This window comes from Acinetobacter sp. BZX-2 (genome assembly GCF_055179795.1).
The window spans coordinates 1,155,375-1,170,685 of sequence record NZ_CM143686.1 but is presented as its reverse complement, the minus strand read 5'-3'; the positions used below and the strand labels follow the sequence as shown (position 1 = coordinate 1,170,685).

The following is a 15,311-nucleotide window of genomic DNA, read 5'->3' as shown; positions in this document are numbered from 1 at the left end:
CAATCAAAATCATTAAGATTTATTCAATCTCAACGCATTAATTACCACAGACAATGAACTCAACGACATTGCGACTGCTGCCAGCATCGGCGTCAACAACAAACCAGTTAAAGGATAGAAAATACCTGCTGCCACAGGCACACCTAAACCATTATAAACAAAGGAAAATGCAAGATTCTGCTTCATATTACGCACACCCTGCTTTGCCATATGTAAAGCATCTGCAACACCACGAATATCACCTTTAACCAAAGTCACTTGCCCTGTTTGTTTGGCAATATCTGTCCCCGTACCCATTGCAATCCCCACATCAGCCTGTGCCAAAGCGGGTGCATCATTGATGCCATCTCCAGCCATTGCCACAACTTTACCTTGTGATTGATACTGTTTCACAATATTCAATTTCTCAGTGGGATCACAGTTGCCATACACATGTTGAATACCCAATTCTTTTGCCACCAATTGTGCATTCTTTTCATGGTCACCTGTTGCCATAATCACTTCAATACCATCCGCATGTAGCTGATCGATCACCTGTTTGGCATTGGCTTTAATCGCATCGTGGATGGCGATATACGCTAAAACTGTTTGCTCATTGGCCAAGAAACTCAATACATTACCTGTTTCTCGAATCTGCTCGATTTGCTGTAGCGTATTTGCATCCATGTTTAAATTTAAGTTTTGCAAAAGCTTTTGACTTCCGACATAAATCATTTGCCCATCAATCGTACCTTTAACACCAAAACCAGTCACATCTTCAAAATCATTAATTTGAATTAAATCTTTGGGTTCGACCAACTTTGTTAAGGTCTGTGCAATTGGATGGGTTGAATACTGTTCTAAGGAAGCAATCCAACGCTCAGCTTGCTGTTGATCTATTTGATCAGACAACAATTTAACCTCTTTCAAACTTGGTTTACCTTCAGTTAATGTTCCTGTTTTATCCACGACAACAACATTAACCTTACTCAAAGCTTCAATCGCCTCAGCATTTTTAAACAACACACCTTTTTGCGCAGCACGACCTGTGGTTGCCATCACAGACATTGGTGTGGCAAGCCCTAAAGCACATGGACATGCAATAATGAGTACTGCAACAGCACACATCAAGGCTAAATCAAAATTCGCCCCACCAAACACCATCCATGCTATAAAGGTGAAAGCACTAATCGCCAAAACGATCATGACAAAGTATTTGGCAACTACATCTGCCATTTTCTGTAATGGTGCTTTTGAACGCTGTGCATCTGCCACGATTTGAATCATTTTAGCAAGTGTGGTTTGCGTCCCCACTGCTGTGGTTTCAATACGAATCGAACCTTGTTGATTGACTGTTCCGCCAATCACATGATCACCCTTTTCCTTTTTCACAGGAACAGGCTCACCTGTCATCATCGATTCATCAATATAGGTTTTACCTTCAAGAACAACACCATCTAAAGGAACTTGCTCGCCCGATGAAATCTGTAAAATATCACCCTGTTGTATTTGCGCAATATCCACTTCAACAGCTTGCCCATTTTCAATACGTTTGGCTTTATTGGGTTGCAACTTAAGTAAAGCACGTAAAGAATCTGCTGTTTTAGAACGTGCTTTCAACTCCATGATTTGACCGAGCAAACTCAAAGACACGATCATACATGCAGCTTCGAAATAGACCGCAACACCATGCCCTGTCTTGGCTTCCATCGGGATCAGTGATGGGAAAATGGTTGCCACTACACTGTAAATAAATGCTGCAAGAATCCCAACACCGATCAAACTCCACATATTTAAATGCCAAGTTTTATATGAAATCCAGCAACGCTCTAAAAATGGCCATCCTGCCCAAAGCACCACAGGAATAGATAACACCAATTCAATCCACGGCTGAATATGTTGTGGAATAAAAGCGTGAATATGTGAGCCCATTGCCAATACAAAAACGATCAGTGTTAATGGCAAAGTTTTCCAAAAACGATTTGAAAAATCGACCAATTCAGGATTTGGCCCCTCATCCAAAGTCGGTTGCATAGGCTCTAAAGCCATACCACAAATTGGACAAGTTCCCGGCCCTTTTTGCACAATTTCAGGGTCCATTGGACAGGTGAATAACACATCATCCATGCCTTCTGGTGCAACACGTTGCTCCATCGGAATCAGATAAGGTTCAGGATCATGTTTAAATTTATTCAAACAAGAAGGATGGCAAAAATAATAAGTTTGACCTTGATAATCTGTTTTTAAATCTGTGCTTTGATCAACTGACATTCCACAAACAGGATCAATCGCTGTACCCGTTGAATGAGCATGATGATCGTGCGAATGGTGGTTATGCAAAGCATGATCAGGCATAGACTGCGAAGCATTGTGTGGAGCATGGCTTCCACCACAACAACTGGATGTTTTTATAGGCTCAGGTTTTTTCCCACCACAACATGCAGCGTTTTTTGGCTGAATTTCTTCTACTTGAGCTTCTGCTAAAGGCTTAGTTTTACTGCTACAACCACAGCCTGACGTTGTTTCAACTTGTGGATGTAAATATTGTTCAGGGTTTGTCGTAAATTTATTCAAACAACCATTGCAACAGAAATAGTAGGTTTCACCCTGATAATTTGTATGTGGCTTGCTTAAATCCGTTACGGTCATTTTACAGACAGGATCAATATATTCAGTTTTAGCTTCAGCTTGATCAGTTCCACAGCAAGAGGCTATTTTTTTAACTTCTGGTGTTTCACCACAGCAAGCTGAAGACGCTGATTGTTGATCTTTTGGCAAATAACTTTGCGGATTTTGCATAAACTTCTGTTTGCAGCGATCACTACAGAATAAGTATTTTTTATTTTCAAACTCAAAAGAATGCGCTGAGTCTTCAGACACATTCATGCCACACACAGGGTCGGTTTTGACCAACTCTAATGTAGATTTCTGCCCCGAACAGCAATTTGATTTTTCATGCCCACTCATCAGACTCACCTCTTTTCTTTCTTGATTGTGTTAAGATAAACTCTGTACCTAGGTACAGAGTCAAGTCTTTTTGAGGTTTTTATGATCACGATTGGAAAACTTGCAAAACAATGTCATGTGAGTGTGGAAACGATCCGTTATTATCAACGGATTGGCTTATTACGTGTGCCTGAAACCACATCAAACTATCGTTATTACAATGATCAAGATGTTGAAACATTGAGTTTTATTCAAAAAGCCAAAGATGCAGGTCTACAATTGAGTGAAGTTCAAGAGTTATTAAATTTACAACTCAATGACCGTGAACAAGTCCGTCATGTGATTCAACAACGCTTAGAAAAAATTGATCAACGCATTCATGAGTTAGAATCGCTTAAAATACGTCTAAGTACTTGGATTGATGAATGTAAAACCACAACAGAAAATTGTTGTCCAATTTTAAAAGCGTTAAAACAGTAATTTTTATGACTCAGCAAACTTCAACTTTACGACAAAAATTAAGAAAACAACGCCGCAACCTCAACCGTTTTCAGCACAGTATTTCTACGACTCAATGTTTACAAAAAATTTTAAAATGTCCTCAATTTCATGCGGCGCAAAAAATCGGATTATATTTAGATGCCTTTGGTGAAATACAGACAAAAAAAATAATAGAGCAATGCTTTGCGCTGAATAAAACAGTTTACTTGCCCATGATTTGTAATATGAATCATCATTTAGTTTGGGTGAAAATTTCAAAAAATATCTACCGAAATAAACGATTTAGCTTACATCCTTTGGGAATGCTTGAACCCATGGCAAGTCGTGGCATTCATGTTTCACATTTAGACTTATTAATCATGCCCTTACTCGCCTGTGACCGTTATGGCACACGTATGGGCATGGGCGGTGGATTTTATGACCGAACATTGGCTTCTGCACCACACAAACCTTTCCGCCTAGGCTTAGGCCATGATTTTCAGTACTTAGATCTAAGTTTAGATCGTCATGCTTGGGATCAAGCTTTAGATGCTTTTATTTGTCCATCGAAGACTTTCTATTTTCGGCGTAAATAACAGCTGAAAAATTATTTTTATTATCTGTAAAAATCACGGTAAATGGCATATTTTTAGATAAAAATATTGTGATCTTGGCAACAATGCTTAGCATTATTTTTCATAAAAATAGCACTAAATAAGCTAAGAATAAAAGTTATTCCGCTGACAGTTCAGCCAATTCAACCATAAAGACCCAATATAGAATCAAGGACTTGCAAATAATTTCGCTTTTTATTCGGCAATGCCCTTGTAATTTTTAAAATAGCAATCACTATAAAAAACATGGCAACACCGTTGTCACTCATTAGGAGTGCCCATGTCTGAGATTATTATGAATCAAGAAAGCTTAGAGCTACAGGTTCCAAGTGTATTACCGCTTTTAGCGTTACGCGATGTTGTGGTTTATCCACACATGCAAATTGCGCTATTTGTAGGTCGTGAAAAATCGATCAATGCAGTTGATGTGGCTCGTAACAGTGACAATTTAGTATTTGTGGTTGCACAAAAAGATTCGCTTACAGAAGAAATTGATCACGACAACTTATATCAATACGGTACTGTCGCGAAGATCGTGCAAGTTGTGAATCACGAAAACGATGAAAACTGTATAAAAGTATTAATTGAAGGCTTACATCGTTCTAAATTGGTTGAAATCATTGACAATGATGAATACCTCTCTGCTGAACATGCATTAAGCCCGATGACTGTTGATGTTAATGCATCAACTCAAGCAACACGTGTCGAAGAATTACGTGCACTATTCTCCCAATACGCAGAAGCAAAATTGCGTAATGCACGTGAGTTAATCGCTGCGGCAAATAAGATAGATGATTTATTGCAATTATTATTCTTCGTTGCAACTCGTGTCCCTTTGAATATTGATGTAAAACAAAAATTCTTAGAACACGATGAGTTCGAAGCGCATTTACAAGAGTTAATGACTTATTTGTTACAACAATCTGAAGAACAACAGATTGAACAAACTTTACATGACTCTGTAAAACGCCAAATGGAGAAAAACCAACGCGAATACTTCCTCAATGAAAAGATGAAGGTGATTCAGCGTGAACTTTCTGACATGAATGGTGGTGCGGAAGATGACGTTGCAGAAATCGAAAAACGATTAGCTGAAGCTGATTTACCCGAGCATGTACGTAAAAAAGCTGAAAACGAATTCCGTAAACTGAAAGCAATGCAACCTGCGTCAAGTGAAGCTGCTGTCGTTCGTAACTATATTGAGGCGATTTTAGATACGCCTTGGAATAAAGCGAGCAAAGTCAGCATTAACTTGCCGAAAGCTCAGGAAATTTTGGACACAGACCACTATGGTTTGGATGAAGTCAAAGAACGTATTGTTGAATACTTAGCTGTTCAATCACGTGTCAAAAAACTTCGTGGTCCAATCCTTTGCTTAGTTGGTCCTCCAGGTGTCGGTAAAACTTCACTAGGTGAATCAATTGCAAAAGCAACAGGTCGTGAATTTGTACGTATGGCTTTAGGTGGCGTACGTGACGAAGCAGAAATCCGTGGTCACCGTCGTACTTATATCGGTGCGATGCCAGGTAAAATTGTGCAGTCTTTGACAAAAGTTGGCGTGAAGAACCCACTGTTCTTACTCGACGAAATTGACAAAATGGCACAAGACTACCGTGGCGACCCTGCATCTGCATTGCTTGAAGTATTAGATCCATCACAAAACAGTAAATTCAACGATCACTATTTAGATCTCGATCTTGATTTGTCTGAAGTGATGTTCATCTGTACTGCAAACAGCATGAACATTCCAGAGGCGCTTTTAGACCGTATGGAAGTGATTCGTCTTCCGGGTTATACCGAAGATGAAAAAGTCAATATTGCAGACCGCTACCTTGTTCCAAAAGCAATTAAGAACAATGGTTTACGTGCTAAAGAATTGACTGTTCATGAAGAAGCAATTCGTGACATCGTGCGTCGTTATACACGTGAAGCAGGTGTGCGTAACCTTGAACGTGAAGTATCGAAAATTGCACGTAAAGTAGTGAAAGAATCTGTAAGTAAGAAAGCGAAAAATTTACATATCGATGTAACCGCTGAAAACTTACCAGAATACTTGGGTGCGCATAAGTTCGATTACGGTATGGCTGAAACTGAAGCACAAATCGGTCGTGTAAATGGCTTGGCTTGGACTTCTGTTGGTGGTGAATTACTCACCATTGAAGTTGCAGCAGTCAAAGGTAAAGGAAAATTCATTACCACGGGTTCACTCGGTGACGTAATGAAGGAATCAATTACCGCTGCAATGACGGTTGTTCGTACTCGTGCAGATGAACTGGGTATTGAAGCTTCGCGTTTTGAGGAAACTGATGTACACGTGCATTTACCTGAAGGTGCTACACCGAAAGATGGACCGTCTGCAGGTTTAGCATTGACCACTGCTCTTGTTTCCGCATTTACAGGAATTGCAATTCGTCCTGATATTGCGATGACAGGTGAAACTAGCTTAGGTGGCCGTGCAATGCGTATTGGTGGCTTAAAAGAGAAGCTTCTAGCTGCACATCGCGGTGGCGTAAAACTGGTCTTTATCCCACAAGACAATGTACGTGATTTGGCTGAAATTCCACAAAACGTGAAAGATGGTTTGGAAATTAAAGCAGTGAAAAGCATCGATGAGATTCTTCCACTTGCATTGGTTGAACAACCTAAGCCATTGGTCAAAGCGCCGATCGTGAAAGCCGTTGACGACAGCAAAAAAGCAGCACGTCATTAAGCTTTGGTGATATAAAGCTTGATACAAAATTAAAGAGCGCTACGGCGCTCTTTTTTTATTTTATAAATCTGATAGATAGTCGCTATCTATACAAAAAAACTGCACGATATACTGCCCCTTTACAATATTCAAATTTTACTGCTTGTACATTGCCGCATAATCAATAGGCTTGAATAATAATGCTGAATCATCAGTTTAATCTAAAATAAAAGGAATACACACATGTCAAATCCAATATATTGGTTCGAAATCTATGTCAATGATATGAATAGAGCGAAACAATTCTATGAATCCTTATTCAATCTACAACTGACTCAACTGAGTGATCCCAATGACACATCGATGGAAATGTGGACTTTTCCTTCCGATATGCAACAATATGGTGCAACTGGAGCATTGGTAAAAATGGAAGGAATGCCTGCGGGTTCAAATAGCACCATTATTTACTTTAGTAGTGAAGACTGTGCAATTGAACAAGCAAGAATTGAAGCTGCGGGAGGACAAATACAACAAGCAAAAACCTCCATTGGTGAACATGGTTATATTCTGTTAGGAATCGACACCGAAGGTAATAACTTTGGCGTACATTCAATGAAATAGTCAAATGAATACAGTTGAGTAAAGAAAATTCTTTTTCATAAATTGTGTCATTTGATATTTCAAATTGCTTGAAAATGTGTTTAAATTTTAAGCAGAGAAACCATCCAAACTACTTGAATAATCGCAAAATACCCTCATCTCTATAGAGAGTATATTTCTGTTTGTAGTTGATTAACTTCTAGCCGATTCTCCAGACGATTAGAAGTTAAAACACAGTCTAACTTTTAAGACTGTGTTTTTTTATGTGCTAAAAAAGTGCATTTTAACCCACATTTAGAAACTATTTATTCTTTTCTAAAAGTACATAAGCCAAACCATTCACCACTTCAGCCATTTTATTTAGATTCAACTTTTCAACAGTATCATCCTTGGTGTGATAATGTTTATTTCTAAAAAAAGCAGTGTCTGTGATCATAATCGCAGGAATTTCAAAATTCCAATAATTCAAATGGTCTGAAAAATCAACACCTTGTACAAATGATGGCGCAATTAAACGCTGACAATCTAACTGTCGAATTGATTTCATTGAATCACAATAATTTTCACTTAAATTTCGTGAACCAAAATTACTGACAGCACCAATAAAATTACCATGCTTGGGGTAAAACAAAGCCAAACCTGATGGATAATCTTGTACTGGTTTATGATCAAAGTAACCGATCATTTCTAAAATATAGACGGCCTGAATCTGATCTTTTTGATTCAGAATAGATTTAGCATGCACATAGCTGCCCATGTTTTCGGTTCGGAAATAAGGCGGTTCTTCCAAGGTATAAAATACAAAATCCACATTTTGTTTTAGGCGCGTCTTGTTGATTGCCAGAATACGAGCCGTTTCAATTACACCTGCTACGCCTGAAGCATTATCATCCGCACCTTTAAAATTTCCATAAACATCATAATGTGCACCGATAATGACTTTTTGAGCATTTCCTGTCTGCAAATGACAAATCACATTACGATAAGTTTTAGCTGCAACTTGATAAGTTTGATATTCACAAGGTATCGCAAATTGCTCAACTTGTTGTTTGATATAGGCTGCTACACGATCTAACTCTTGAATATTTTGATGATTCCTAAACGCATGCGGCGCAATAATACGATTTAAATAATTTTTTAAACGATAAGTATCGGCTTGGCGATAAATATTGTTATCGGCATAGCTGTATATTGACATACAGCTCACTAAAAGCAGCATAAGCCGTTTTAAAATCGTATTGAAGACATCTTGAAATTGCATCGATAAACCCAATTTTGAATGTTAATGCGGTAATTGCTTGTTATTTGAACCCTGTTATTTAAAAACCGTCCTGATTCTCATCCTGAGAAAGATCAATATAGCGTTATAATGCACTATTGCCACGTTAGAAATTGTTAATATGAAAATCCGTATTCTTACCATTGGTCAAAAAATGCCTGCTTGGGTACTTACAGGTTTTGAAGACTATTTCAAACGAATTCAGCCTTTTGTACAGACACAAATCCTTGAATTACCCATGGCAAAACGTGGCAAAAATGATTCAGAAGCAGATATTTTAAAATATCGTCAAATTGAAGGTGACAGCATACTGGCTGCGCTAAAACAAAATGAAGTTTTAATCGCACTTGAAGTCGGCGGTCGTGAGTTTAGTACTGAGAAATTGGCGGAAACCATGAAGACTTGGATGCTTGAAGGAAATGATGTTGTTTTAGCGATTGGTGGACCAGATGGTCATTCGGAAGCTGTGCGTAAAGCAGCGGCTTGGCACTGGTCATTGTCCAAACTAACCCTGCCGCACCCTATGGTTCGAGTTATGCTCATCGAACAACTCTATCGTGCCATGACAATTAATCATAATCATCCATACCATCGGGCAGGTTAAAGCTTAGTTACTTCGCACAATGCAGCCACAAACACCATGAGCGTTGCATAGATGCAACATTCTGTTGAAATAAAAGGGCTTATATCATTGTTGAATCTTTGACATTATTGTTGTTAGGAATTAGAGCGTTGTTAAACAATATCAAACATGCATATATCTATCTTTTTATCCAAAAGATTTGATATATCACAATGATATAAATGAGATGCTTCCCCCCCAATCTGTTATTGATTATTTTGAATAAGCAACTGAATAGATTTAACCAAACTCAGTTAAATTTATGGGTGCACACAGTTTTAGGCTATCGATATGAATTTACAAACACTCCCTGGTTTATTTATTTCACACGGCTCACCTATGCTCGCGCTTGATCCTGAACAAGTTGGGCCTGCATTGCATCGTTTAAGTTTAAACCTTCCAAAACCACGTGCGATTATCGTCATGTCAGCCCATTGGGAAAGTAATGCACTCGAAGTAAATACGGGTGTGCGTCCTGAAACATGGCATGATTTTAAAGGTTTTCCACCAGCACTTTATGAAATGCGCTACCCTGCTCCGGGTCATCCTGAACTTGCAGAAGAAATACTTCATTTATTGGCTGAAGCGCACATTCCTGCGCATGCAAACAGTACTCGACCGCGTGATCACGGGGTTTGGATGCCGTTATTGCACATGTATCCAGATGCAGATATCGCTGTGGTTGAAATTTCATTGCCAATGAATATGGGGGCTGATGAAATCTATAAAATCGGTCAGACTCTTGCACCTTTACGTGAAAAACAAATTTTATTGATTGGTTCAGGCAGCATTACCCATAACTTGAGAGAACTTTCTTGGAATGGTAATAACGACAATGTACCTGAATGGGCATCAACCTTCCGTAATTATGTAGTCAATAAATTAACACATAACCAATATGATGCTGTTTTAGACTGGCAAAATATTCCCTATGTTGCAAAAAATCACCCAACGATTGAGCACTTTGCACCGCTATTTTTTGCAATGGGTACAGGGCCTCGTTTCAGTATTGTACATAGTAGTTTTTCTATGGGTGCATTAGGCATGGACATCTATCGTTTTGACTAATATGAACAATTTCATCACATTTTTTTAATTTTTGTTTAAGTTTTAGCTGAATGGATACATATTGAAACTGAATTCATAAAATGTATCCATATCTTTTCAGGATTGATGCTTTATCCTATTGCTATGCTTTTTAAACGTGATTAAAACATGAAATTCAAATATTTAGCTTTGGCTGTTCTTCCATTTGCACTTGCAGCATGTCAATCTGGGGATATTCAAACTTTAGGTGATACTGCTGTGAAAGTATTACAACAACAAAACAATGCCAATCAGACATTGAGCGCTTATCAATGGTCATATCAACCCACTGGTTCAACAAAACCGATCGTTTTGCATTTTGATGAACAACGTTTAAGTATTGCAACAGGTTGTAATACGCAAGGTTCTTCTTGGAAAATTGAAAATGGTTTGCTTTCAGTCGGAAACTTAATGAGCACCCAAATGATGTGTTCACCTGAACTGATGAAACAAGAACAAGCTTCCGTTGCGTTATTCCAAGATCGTAAAGTTCCATTTGTACTCGACACGACTGATGTTGAAAAACCAACATTAACCATCGTTGCACCAACAGGTGAAAAATTTATATTTACAGGTCAAATGACAGCTGAAACAAAATATCAATCTGAAGGTCAAACCATTTTCTTGGAAATTAGCCCAGAAACTAAAGAATGTTCAGCGGGTGTAATGAAGAAACAATGCTTATTGGTTCGTGAAATTAAATATGCGGATAACGGCGTAAAAACTCAAGTCGATAAAGATTGGACTTTCTTCTATGACAATATCGATGGCTTTACGCATCGTCCAAATGAACGCCAAGTGGTTCGTATCAAACGTTATGAAATCAAGAATCCTGCCGCTGATCAGTCAAAATACGCTTATGTACAAGACATGATTATTGAACGTGAATCTGTAAAAGGAACGCTCTAAGTTCCTCAAAATTTAAACATGAATAAAAACCGATGCTTTTGCATTAATGCCAGTCAGTTAAGAGTAATTTAGTAGCTACTCATCTAAGAATCTCCCCTAACCCCTCTTTAAAAAAGAGGGGAACTACTGAGAATTTAAAATAATTTTAGATTCTTGGTACTCCCTCCTTTATCAAAGGAGGGTTGGGGAGGATTTAAAAAGGCTTAACTGATCAGCATTAATGCTTTTGCATCGGTTTTTTTCAGCACTACAACATACTAAAACTAAAAAACACCCTGAGCGAGCATTGCATCGGCAACTTTTACAAAGCCTGCAATATTTGCTCCATTGACATAGTTCACAGTGCCATCATCCTGTGTACCATATTTCATACAATTACGATGAATTTCTTTCATAATCGCATGTAAACGTTCATCAACCTCTTCAAAAGTCCAACCCAAACGAATCGCATTTTGAGACATTTCAAGACCAGAGGTTGCAACACCACCTGCATTGGATGCTTTACCTGGGGCATAAAGAATCTTCGCTTCGACAAATTTTTCAACAGCATCGAGTGTGGAAGGCATATTTGCACCTTCAGCAACACACATCGTGCCATTTGCCAGTAGCATGATTGCATCTTCTTCATTTAATTCATTTTGAGTGGCACAAGGTAATGCGATATCACACTTGATTGACCAAGGACGTTGCCCTTCCAAATACTCAAAACCATGTTTAGAAGCAAACTCAGAAATACGACCACGTTTTACATTCTTAAGTTCCATCACTTCTGCAAGCAATTCATTGGTAAAACCATTTTTCAAGTAAACCGTACCATTTGAGTCTGAAAGTGAAACCACTTTCGCACCCAAATACATGGCTTTTTCAGCGGCAAATTGAGCCACATTTCCTGAACCTGAAATGGTAACAATTTTGCCTTTAAAGCTTTCACCACGTGTTTTTAGCATTTCCTCAGCAAAATACACCGTGCCAAAACCTGTTGCTTCAGGACGAGCTAAAGAGCCGCCGAAAGATAGACCCTTGCCTGTAAATACACAAGAAGTGTCATTGCTGAGCTTCTTCATCATACCAGCCATATAACCCACTTCACGGCCACCTACACCAATATCGCCCGCAGGAATATCCGTGTTTGAGCCCAAATGGCGATACAATTCTATGACCAAAGCTTGGCAGAAACGCATAATTTCACCTTCGGATTTCCCTTTAGGATCGAAGTCTGAACCGCCTTTACCACCACCCATAGGCAGTGTCGTTAAAGCATTCTTAAACGTCTGTTCAAAGCCTAAAAATTTTAAAATAGACAGATTCACAGATGGATGAAAACGCATTCCCCCTTTGAAAGGTCCAATTGCGGCATTGAATTGAACGCGGAATGCACGGTTGACCTGTGTTTGTCCTCGATCATCTACCCAAGCAACACGGAACTGAATTACACGTTCAGGCTCTACCAATCGTTCTAATAAACCATGTTCAGCATATTCAGGATGCTTTTCAATAAATGGCCATAAACTGGTCATTACTTCTTCTACAGCTTGTAAAAATTCGGGTTGATTGGGATCACGTGCTTTAACGTAATTTAAGAAGTCATTTAGGCTAGTATATTTCAACGCACAATCCTCAGAAAAGGTGAATCAAAACTGGGCAATAATTTTAAAAAGATACATTTTGGCGCAAAGCATTTAATCCCTTTTATCAAGAAATCACAACAATTTTTCAATATTTTTAAAATAATATTTATTTTCAATTAAATAATTTTAAATTAATAAATTTTAGTATATTCATTCAGTCTATTTTTTAATGATTTATGATTAATAAAATGCATTATTTTTGAACATATTTAGCCTTATTTTAGGTCAAAAAAATACGATAAAAATATGCTAAAATACTCAGCTTATTTCCCTTGTATTTACCTTTTCAGGCCTAGCAAATTTTTATCCGATGAATTCGCAAATTTCTCTTATTCAGCAAGTTGATGCACTGCTTCCCCAAACTCAATGTGGTCTCTGTGGTCATCGCGATGGCTGCCTTCCTTATGCACAATCTATTGTCCAAGGTGAAGAGGCCAATAAATGCGTTCCGGGAGGCCAACCTGTTGCAGATGCCTTGGCAGAACTGCTGAATCGAGCGAAACTGACTGCTGAAGAAAGTGTATGGCCCATACAAACAGATGGTCGACCACAACGTATGAAAGCTGTGATTCGTGAAGACGAATGCATTGGCTGTACCAAATGTATAAGTGCCTGCCCTGTAGATGCCATCATCGGATCGGGTAAATTGATGCATACTGTACTGACTGACTTATGTACAGGTTGTGAGCTTTGTATTCCGCCTTGTCCTGTCGATTGCATCGATCTCATTGAAGATATTCAAGCATTACCCAATGAAGAACATCGCATTTTAGAGCAGAATGATTTAAGAAATCGTTACTATGCGCATATTCAACGAGAAGAAAAACAACGAATTCACCGTAAGGGTCCAGTCGTTCGTGCAGAAATTGATACACAATTATTTGCACAATTTTCTACACAAGTCCAAGCTGTTCCATCTATAGAAATCAGCCAAAAACCAGCTGAAACGACGACAGCAATTGATGCTAAAACTACAATTGAGTTAGCCAAACTTCGTACTCAAATTAAAAAACTTGAAAAGCAGCTTTCTGTACGAGCAGATGATAAAAAATTAGCGCAATTGAATGAATTGCAACAACAATTAACGACACTACAGAATCGTTATTGAGGAGAATATTGTGACTGTTAAAAATATGACTAAAAAACAGATCCAAACTTTTTTTGAAATTTTGCGTGAACAACGTCCTCATCCTGAAACAGAACTAAATTATTCTTCTCCATTCGAGCTATTGGTAGCAGTCACACTGTCAGCTCAAGCAACCGATGTGAGTGTCAATAAAGCAACAGATAAACTGTTTCCAGTTGCGAATACACCCGAAAAGATTTATGCACTTGGTGTGGATGGTTTAAAAGAATATATAAAAACCATTGGTCTATATAATTCTAAAGCAGAAAATGTGATCAAAGCGTGTAAGATCCTCATTGAAAAACATCATAGCCAAGTTCCCGATAATCGTGCTGATTTAGAAGCTCTACCAGGAGTCGGACGTAAAACTGCCAATGTGGTGCTCAACACTGCCTTTGGTCAAGCAGCAATGGCAGTAGATACACATATCTTTCGTGTAGGAAATCGTACAGGTTTGGCTGTTGGTAAGAATGTTTTAGAAGTAGAACATCGACTCATCAAGGTGATTCCCAAAGAATTTATCTTAGATTCACACCATTGGTTAATTTTACATGGCCGTTATTGCTGTATTGCACGTAAACCAAAATGCGCTGAATGTGTGGTTTCGCATGTATGTAATTGGCCTGATCGATATGAGTTTGGGGCAGTGAAGGAAATAAAGGAGAATCTTTAAGTTCAATATTGATATACATGTCTTTTATATCTATCTGTTTTAATGATTTTTTTGATTACTGAATATCATCTTCAAATTGAAATAAAATTTAATGGAACGCTATAATTGACTTAAAGTATTTTTTCAAAAAATAGAAAATGACAGAAATAAATATTCGACAACTCGACATCCATGATGCCAATGACTTCAGAACAATTCGACTTTCAGGACTGAAAAGCAATCCTGAAATGTTCGGTTCGACCTATGCTGTTGAATCACAACGTCCTTTAGCCCTGTTTGCTGAACGCATTGAAAAGAGTATTATTTTTGCGGCTTATCATGAACAGCAAATCGTCGGGGTAATTATTTTTCTGCAAGAGTCGGGCTTAAAAAGTGCTCACAAAGCCAATATTTATGGTTTTTATATTGAACCGCAATATAGAAACCAAGGCATCGCAACACAACTTTTACAAACTGTTCTGAACTATGCACAAGATTCTGTTGAACAAATTATGCTTTCGGTCGTATCAACCAATGATCTCGCCATTCAGTTCTATAAAAAGCATGGATTTCAAAGCTATGGGACGGAACCACGTGCTATGAAAAGCGAAATAGGTTATCAAGATGAAATCTTAATGGTCTTGTTCTTAAATAAAGATGCAAATTAATCTGAGCCTTTATTTTACAAATGAATATCTAAA

At 38.2% G+C, this 15,311-nt stretch carries 12 protein-coding genes and 1 pseudogene; 10 read left to right on the top strand and 3 right to left on the bottom strand.

Annotation, left to right across the window (positions count from 1 at the left end; translation table 11 throughout):
- Nucleotides 1-12: 12 nt before the first annotated feature.
- Nucleotides 13-2,946 carry a heavy metal translocating P-type ATPase gene (locus ACY45D_RS05420; RefSeq protein WP_463108778.1) on the bottom strand — a complete coding sequence of 978 codons (2,934 nt, stop codon included), beginning with the start codon at nucleotides 2,944-2,946 and terminating at the stop codon, nucleotides 13-15.
- 81 nt (nucleotides 2,947-3,027) lie between these two features.
- Between ACY45D_RS05420 and ACY45D_RS05415 the strand changes: the two genes are divergently transcribed.
- From ACY45D_RS05415 to ACY45D_RS05400, 4 genes are all read left to right on the top strand, one after another.
- Nucleotides 3,028-3,405 carry a MerR family transcriptional regulator gene (locus ACY45D_RS05415; RefSeq protein ID WP_463108777.1) on the top strand — a complete coding sequence of 126 codons (378 nt, stop codon included), beginning with the start codon at nucleotides 3,028-3,030 and terminating at the stop codon, nucleotides 3,403-3,405.
- A 5-nt stretch (nucleotides 3,406-3,410) separates the two neighbouring features.
- The gene (locus ACY45D_RS05410) at nucleotides 3,411-4,001 is read left to right on the top strand and encodes a 5-formyltetrahydrofolate cyclo-ligase (protein WP_463108776.1); all 591 of its coding nucleotides are present in this window, start codon (nucleotides 3,411-3,413) and stop codon (nucleotides 3,999-4,001) included.
- A 298-nt stretch (nucleotides 4,002-4,299) separates the two neighbouring features.
- Entirely contained in the window at nucleotides 4,300-6,729 is a 2,430-nt protein-coding gene (gene lon / locus ACY45D_RS05405) for an endopeptidase La (protein ID WP_463108775.1), read from the top strand.
- A gap of 222 nt (nucleotides 6,730-6,951) precedes the next feature.
- Entirely contained in the window at nucleotides 6,952-7,329 is a 378-nt protein-coding gene (locus ACY45D_RS05400) for a VOC family protein (RefSeq protein WP_463108774.1), read from the top strand.
- A 280-nt stretch (nucleotides 7,330-7,609) separates the two neighbouring features.
- Here the strand turns inward: ACY45D_RS05400 and ACY45D_RS05395 are convergent, their stop codons facing one another.
- The gene (locus ACY45D_RS05395; RefSeq protein ID WP_463108773.1) at nucleotides 7,610-8,506 is read right to left on the bottom strand and encodes a M28 family peptidase; all 897 of its coding nucleotides are present in this window, start codon (nucleotides 8,504-8,506) and stop codon (nucleotides 7,610-7,612) included.
- A 202-nt stretch (nucleotides 8,507-8,708) separates the two neighbouring features.
- Between ACY45D_RS05395 and rlmH the strand changes: the two genes are divergently transcribed.
- The 3 genes from rlmH to ACY45D_RS05380 all read left to right on the top strand — a co-directional run bounded on the left by rlmH (nucleotide 8,709) and on the right by ACY45D_RS05380 (nucleotide 11,204).
- The gene (gene rlmH / locus ACY45D_RS05390; protein ID WP_463108772.1) at nucleotides 8,709-9,191 is read left to right on the top strand and encodes a 23S rRNA (pseudouridine(1915)-N(3))-methyltransferase RlmH; all 483 of its coding nucleotides are present in this window, start codon (nucleotides 8,709-8,711) and stop codon (nucleotides 9,189-9,191) included.
- 309 nt (nucleotides 9,192-9,500) lie between these two features.
- Nucleotides 9,501-10,277: a dioxygenase family protein gene (locus ACY45D_RS05385; RefSeq protein WP_463108771.1), complete on the top strand. Its 777-nt coding sequence runs from the start codon at nucleotides 9,501-9,503 to the stop codon at nucleotides 10,275-10,277.
- Between the two features lie 147 nt (nucleotides 10,278-10,424).
- The gene (locus ACY45D_RS05380; RefSeq protein ID WP_463108770.1) at nucleotides 10,425-11,204 is read left to right on the top strand and encodes a DUF4377 domain-containing protein; all 780 of its coding nucleotides are present in this window, start codon (nucleotides 10,425-10,427) and stop codon (nucleotides 11,202-11,204) included.
- Between the two features lie 263 nt (nucleotides 11,205-11,467).
- On the opposite strand, the pseudogene gdhA reads toward ACY45D_RS05380, so the two are convergent.
- Nucleotides 11,468-12,839, bottom strand: a pseudogene (gene gdhA / locus ACY45D_RS05375) (NADP-specific glutamate dehydrogenase).
- 303 nt (nucleotides 12,840-13,142) lie between these two features.
- On the opposite strand from gdhA, the gene ACY45D_RS05370 reads away from it, so the two are divergent.
- From ACY45D_RS05370 to ACY45D_RS05360, 3 genes are all read left to right on the top strand, one after another.
- On the top strand, nucleotides 13,143-13,940 hold the full coding sequence (locus tag ACY45D_RS05370; protein WP_463108769.1) for an RnfABCDGE type electron transport complex subunit B: 798 nt from the start codon (nucleotides 13,143-13,145) through the stop codon (nucleotides 13,938-13,940).
- Nucleotides 13,941-13,950: 10 nt separating this feature from the next.
- Complete coding sequence (nth, locus tag ACY45D_RS05365; protein WP_463108768.1) at nucleotides 13,951-14,631, top strand: endonuclease III; 681 nt, start codon at nucleotides 13,951-13,953, stop codon at nucleotides 14,629-14,631.
- 137 nt (nucleotides 14,632-14,768) lie between these two features.
- On the top strand, nucleotides 14,769-15,278 hold the full coding sequence (locus ACY45D_RS05360; protein WP_463108767.1) for an N-acetyltransferase family protein: 510 nt from the start codon (nucleotides 14,769-14,771) through the stop codon (nucleotides 15,276-15,278).
- Nucleotides 15,279-15,311: the final 33 nt, after the last annotated feature.

Coding starts and splice junctions, on each gene's coding strand:
- ACY45D_RS05410 (WP_463108776.1), top strand. CDS start 3,411: ATGACTCAGCAAACTTCAACTTTACGACAAAAATTAAGAAAACAACGC.
- ACY45D_RS05385 (WP_463108771.1), top strand. CDS start 9,501: ATGAATTTACAAACACTCCCTGGTTTATTTATTTCACACGGCTCACCT.
- ACY45D_RS05360 (WP_463108767.1), top strand. CDS start 14,769: ATGACAGAAATAAATATTCGACAACTCGACATCCATGATGCCAATGAC.
- ACY45D_RS05380 (WP_463108770.1), top strand. CDS start 10,425: ATGAAATTCAAATATTTAGCTTTGGCTGTTCTTCCATTTGCACTTGCA.
- lon (WP_463108775.1), top strand. CDS start 4,300: ATGTCTGAGATTATTATGAATCAAGAAAGCTTAGAGCTACAGGTTCCA.
- ACY45D_RS05395 (WP_463108773.1), bottom strand. CDS start 8,506: ATGTCAATATACAGCTATGCCGATAACAATATTTATCGCCAAGCCGAT.
- ACY45D_RS05400 (WP_463108774.1), top strand. CDS start 6,952: ATGTCAAATCCAATATATTGGTTCGAAATCTATGTCAATGATATGAAT.
- ACY45D_RS05415 (WP_463108777.1), top strand. CDS start 3,028: ATGATCACGATTGGAAAACTTGCAAAACAATGTCATGTGAGTGTGGAA.
- rlmH (WP_463108772.1), top strand. CDS start 8,709: ATGAAAATCCGTATTCTTACCATTGGTCAAAAAATGCCTGCTTGGGTA.
- ACY45D_RS05370 (WP_463108769.1), top strand. CDS start 13,143: ATGAATTCGCAAATTTCTCTTATTCAGCAAGTTGATGCACTGCTTCCC.
- ACY45D_RS05420 (WP_463108778.1), bottom strand. CDS start 2,946: ATGAGTGGGCATGAAAAATCAAATTGCTGTTCGGGGCAGAAATCTACA.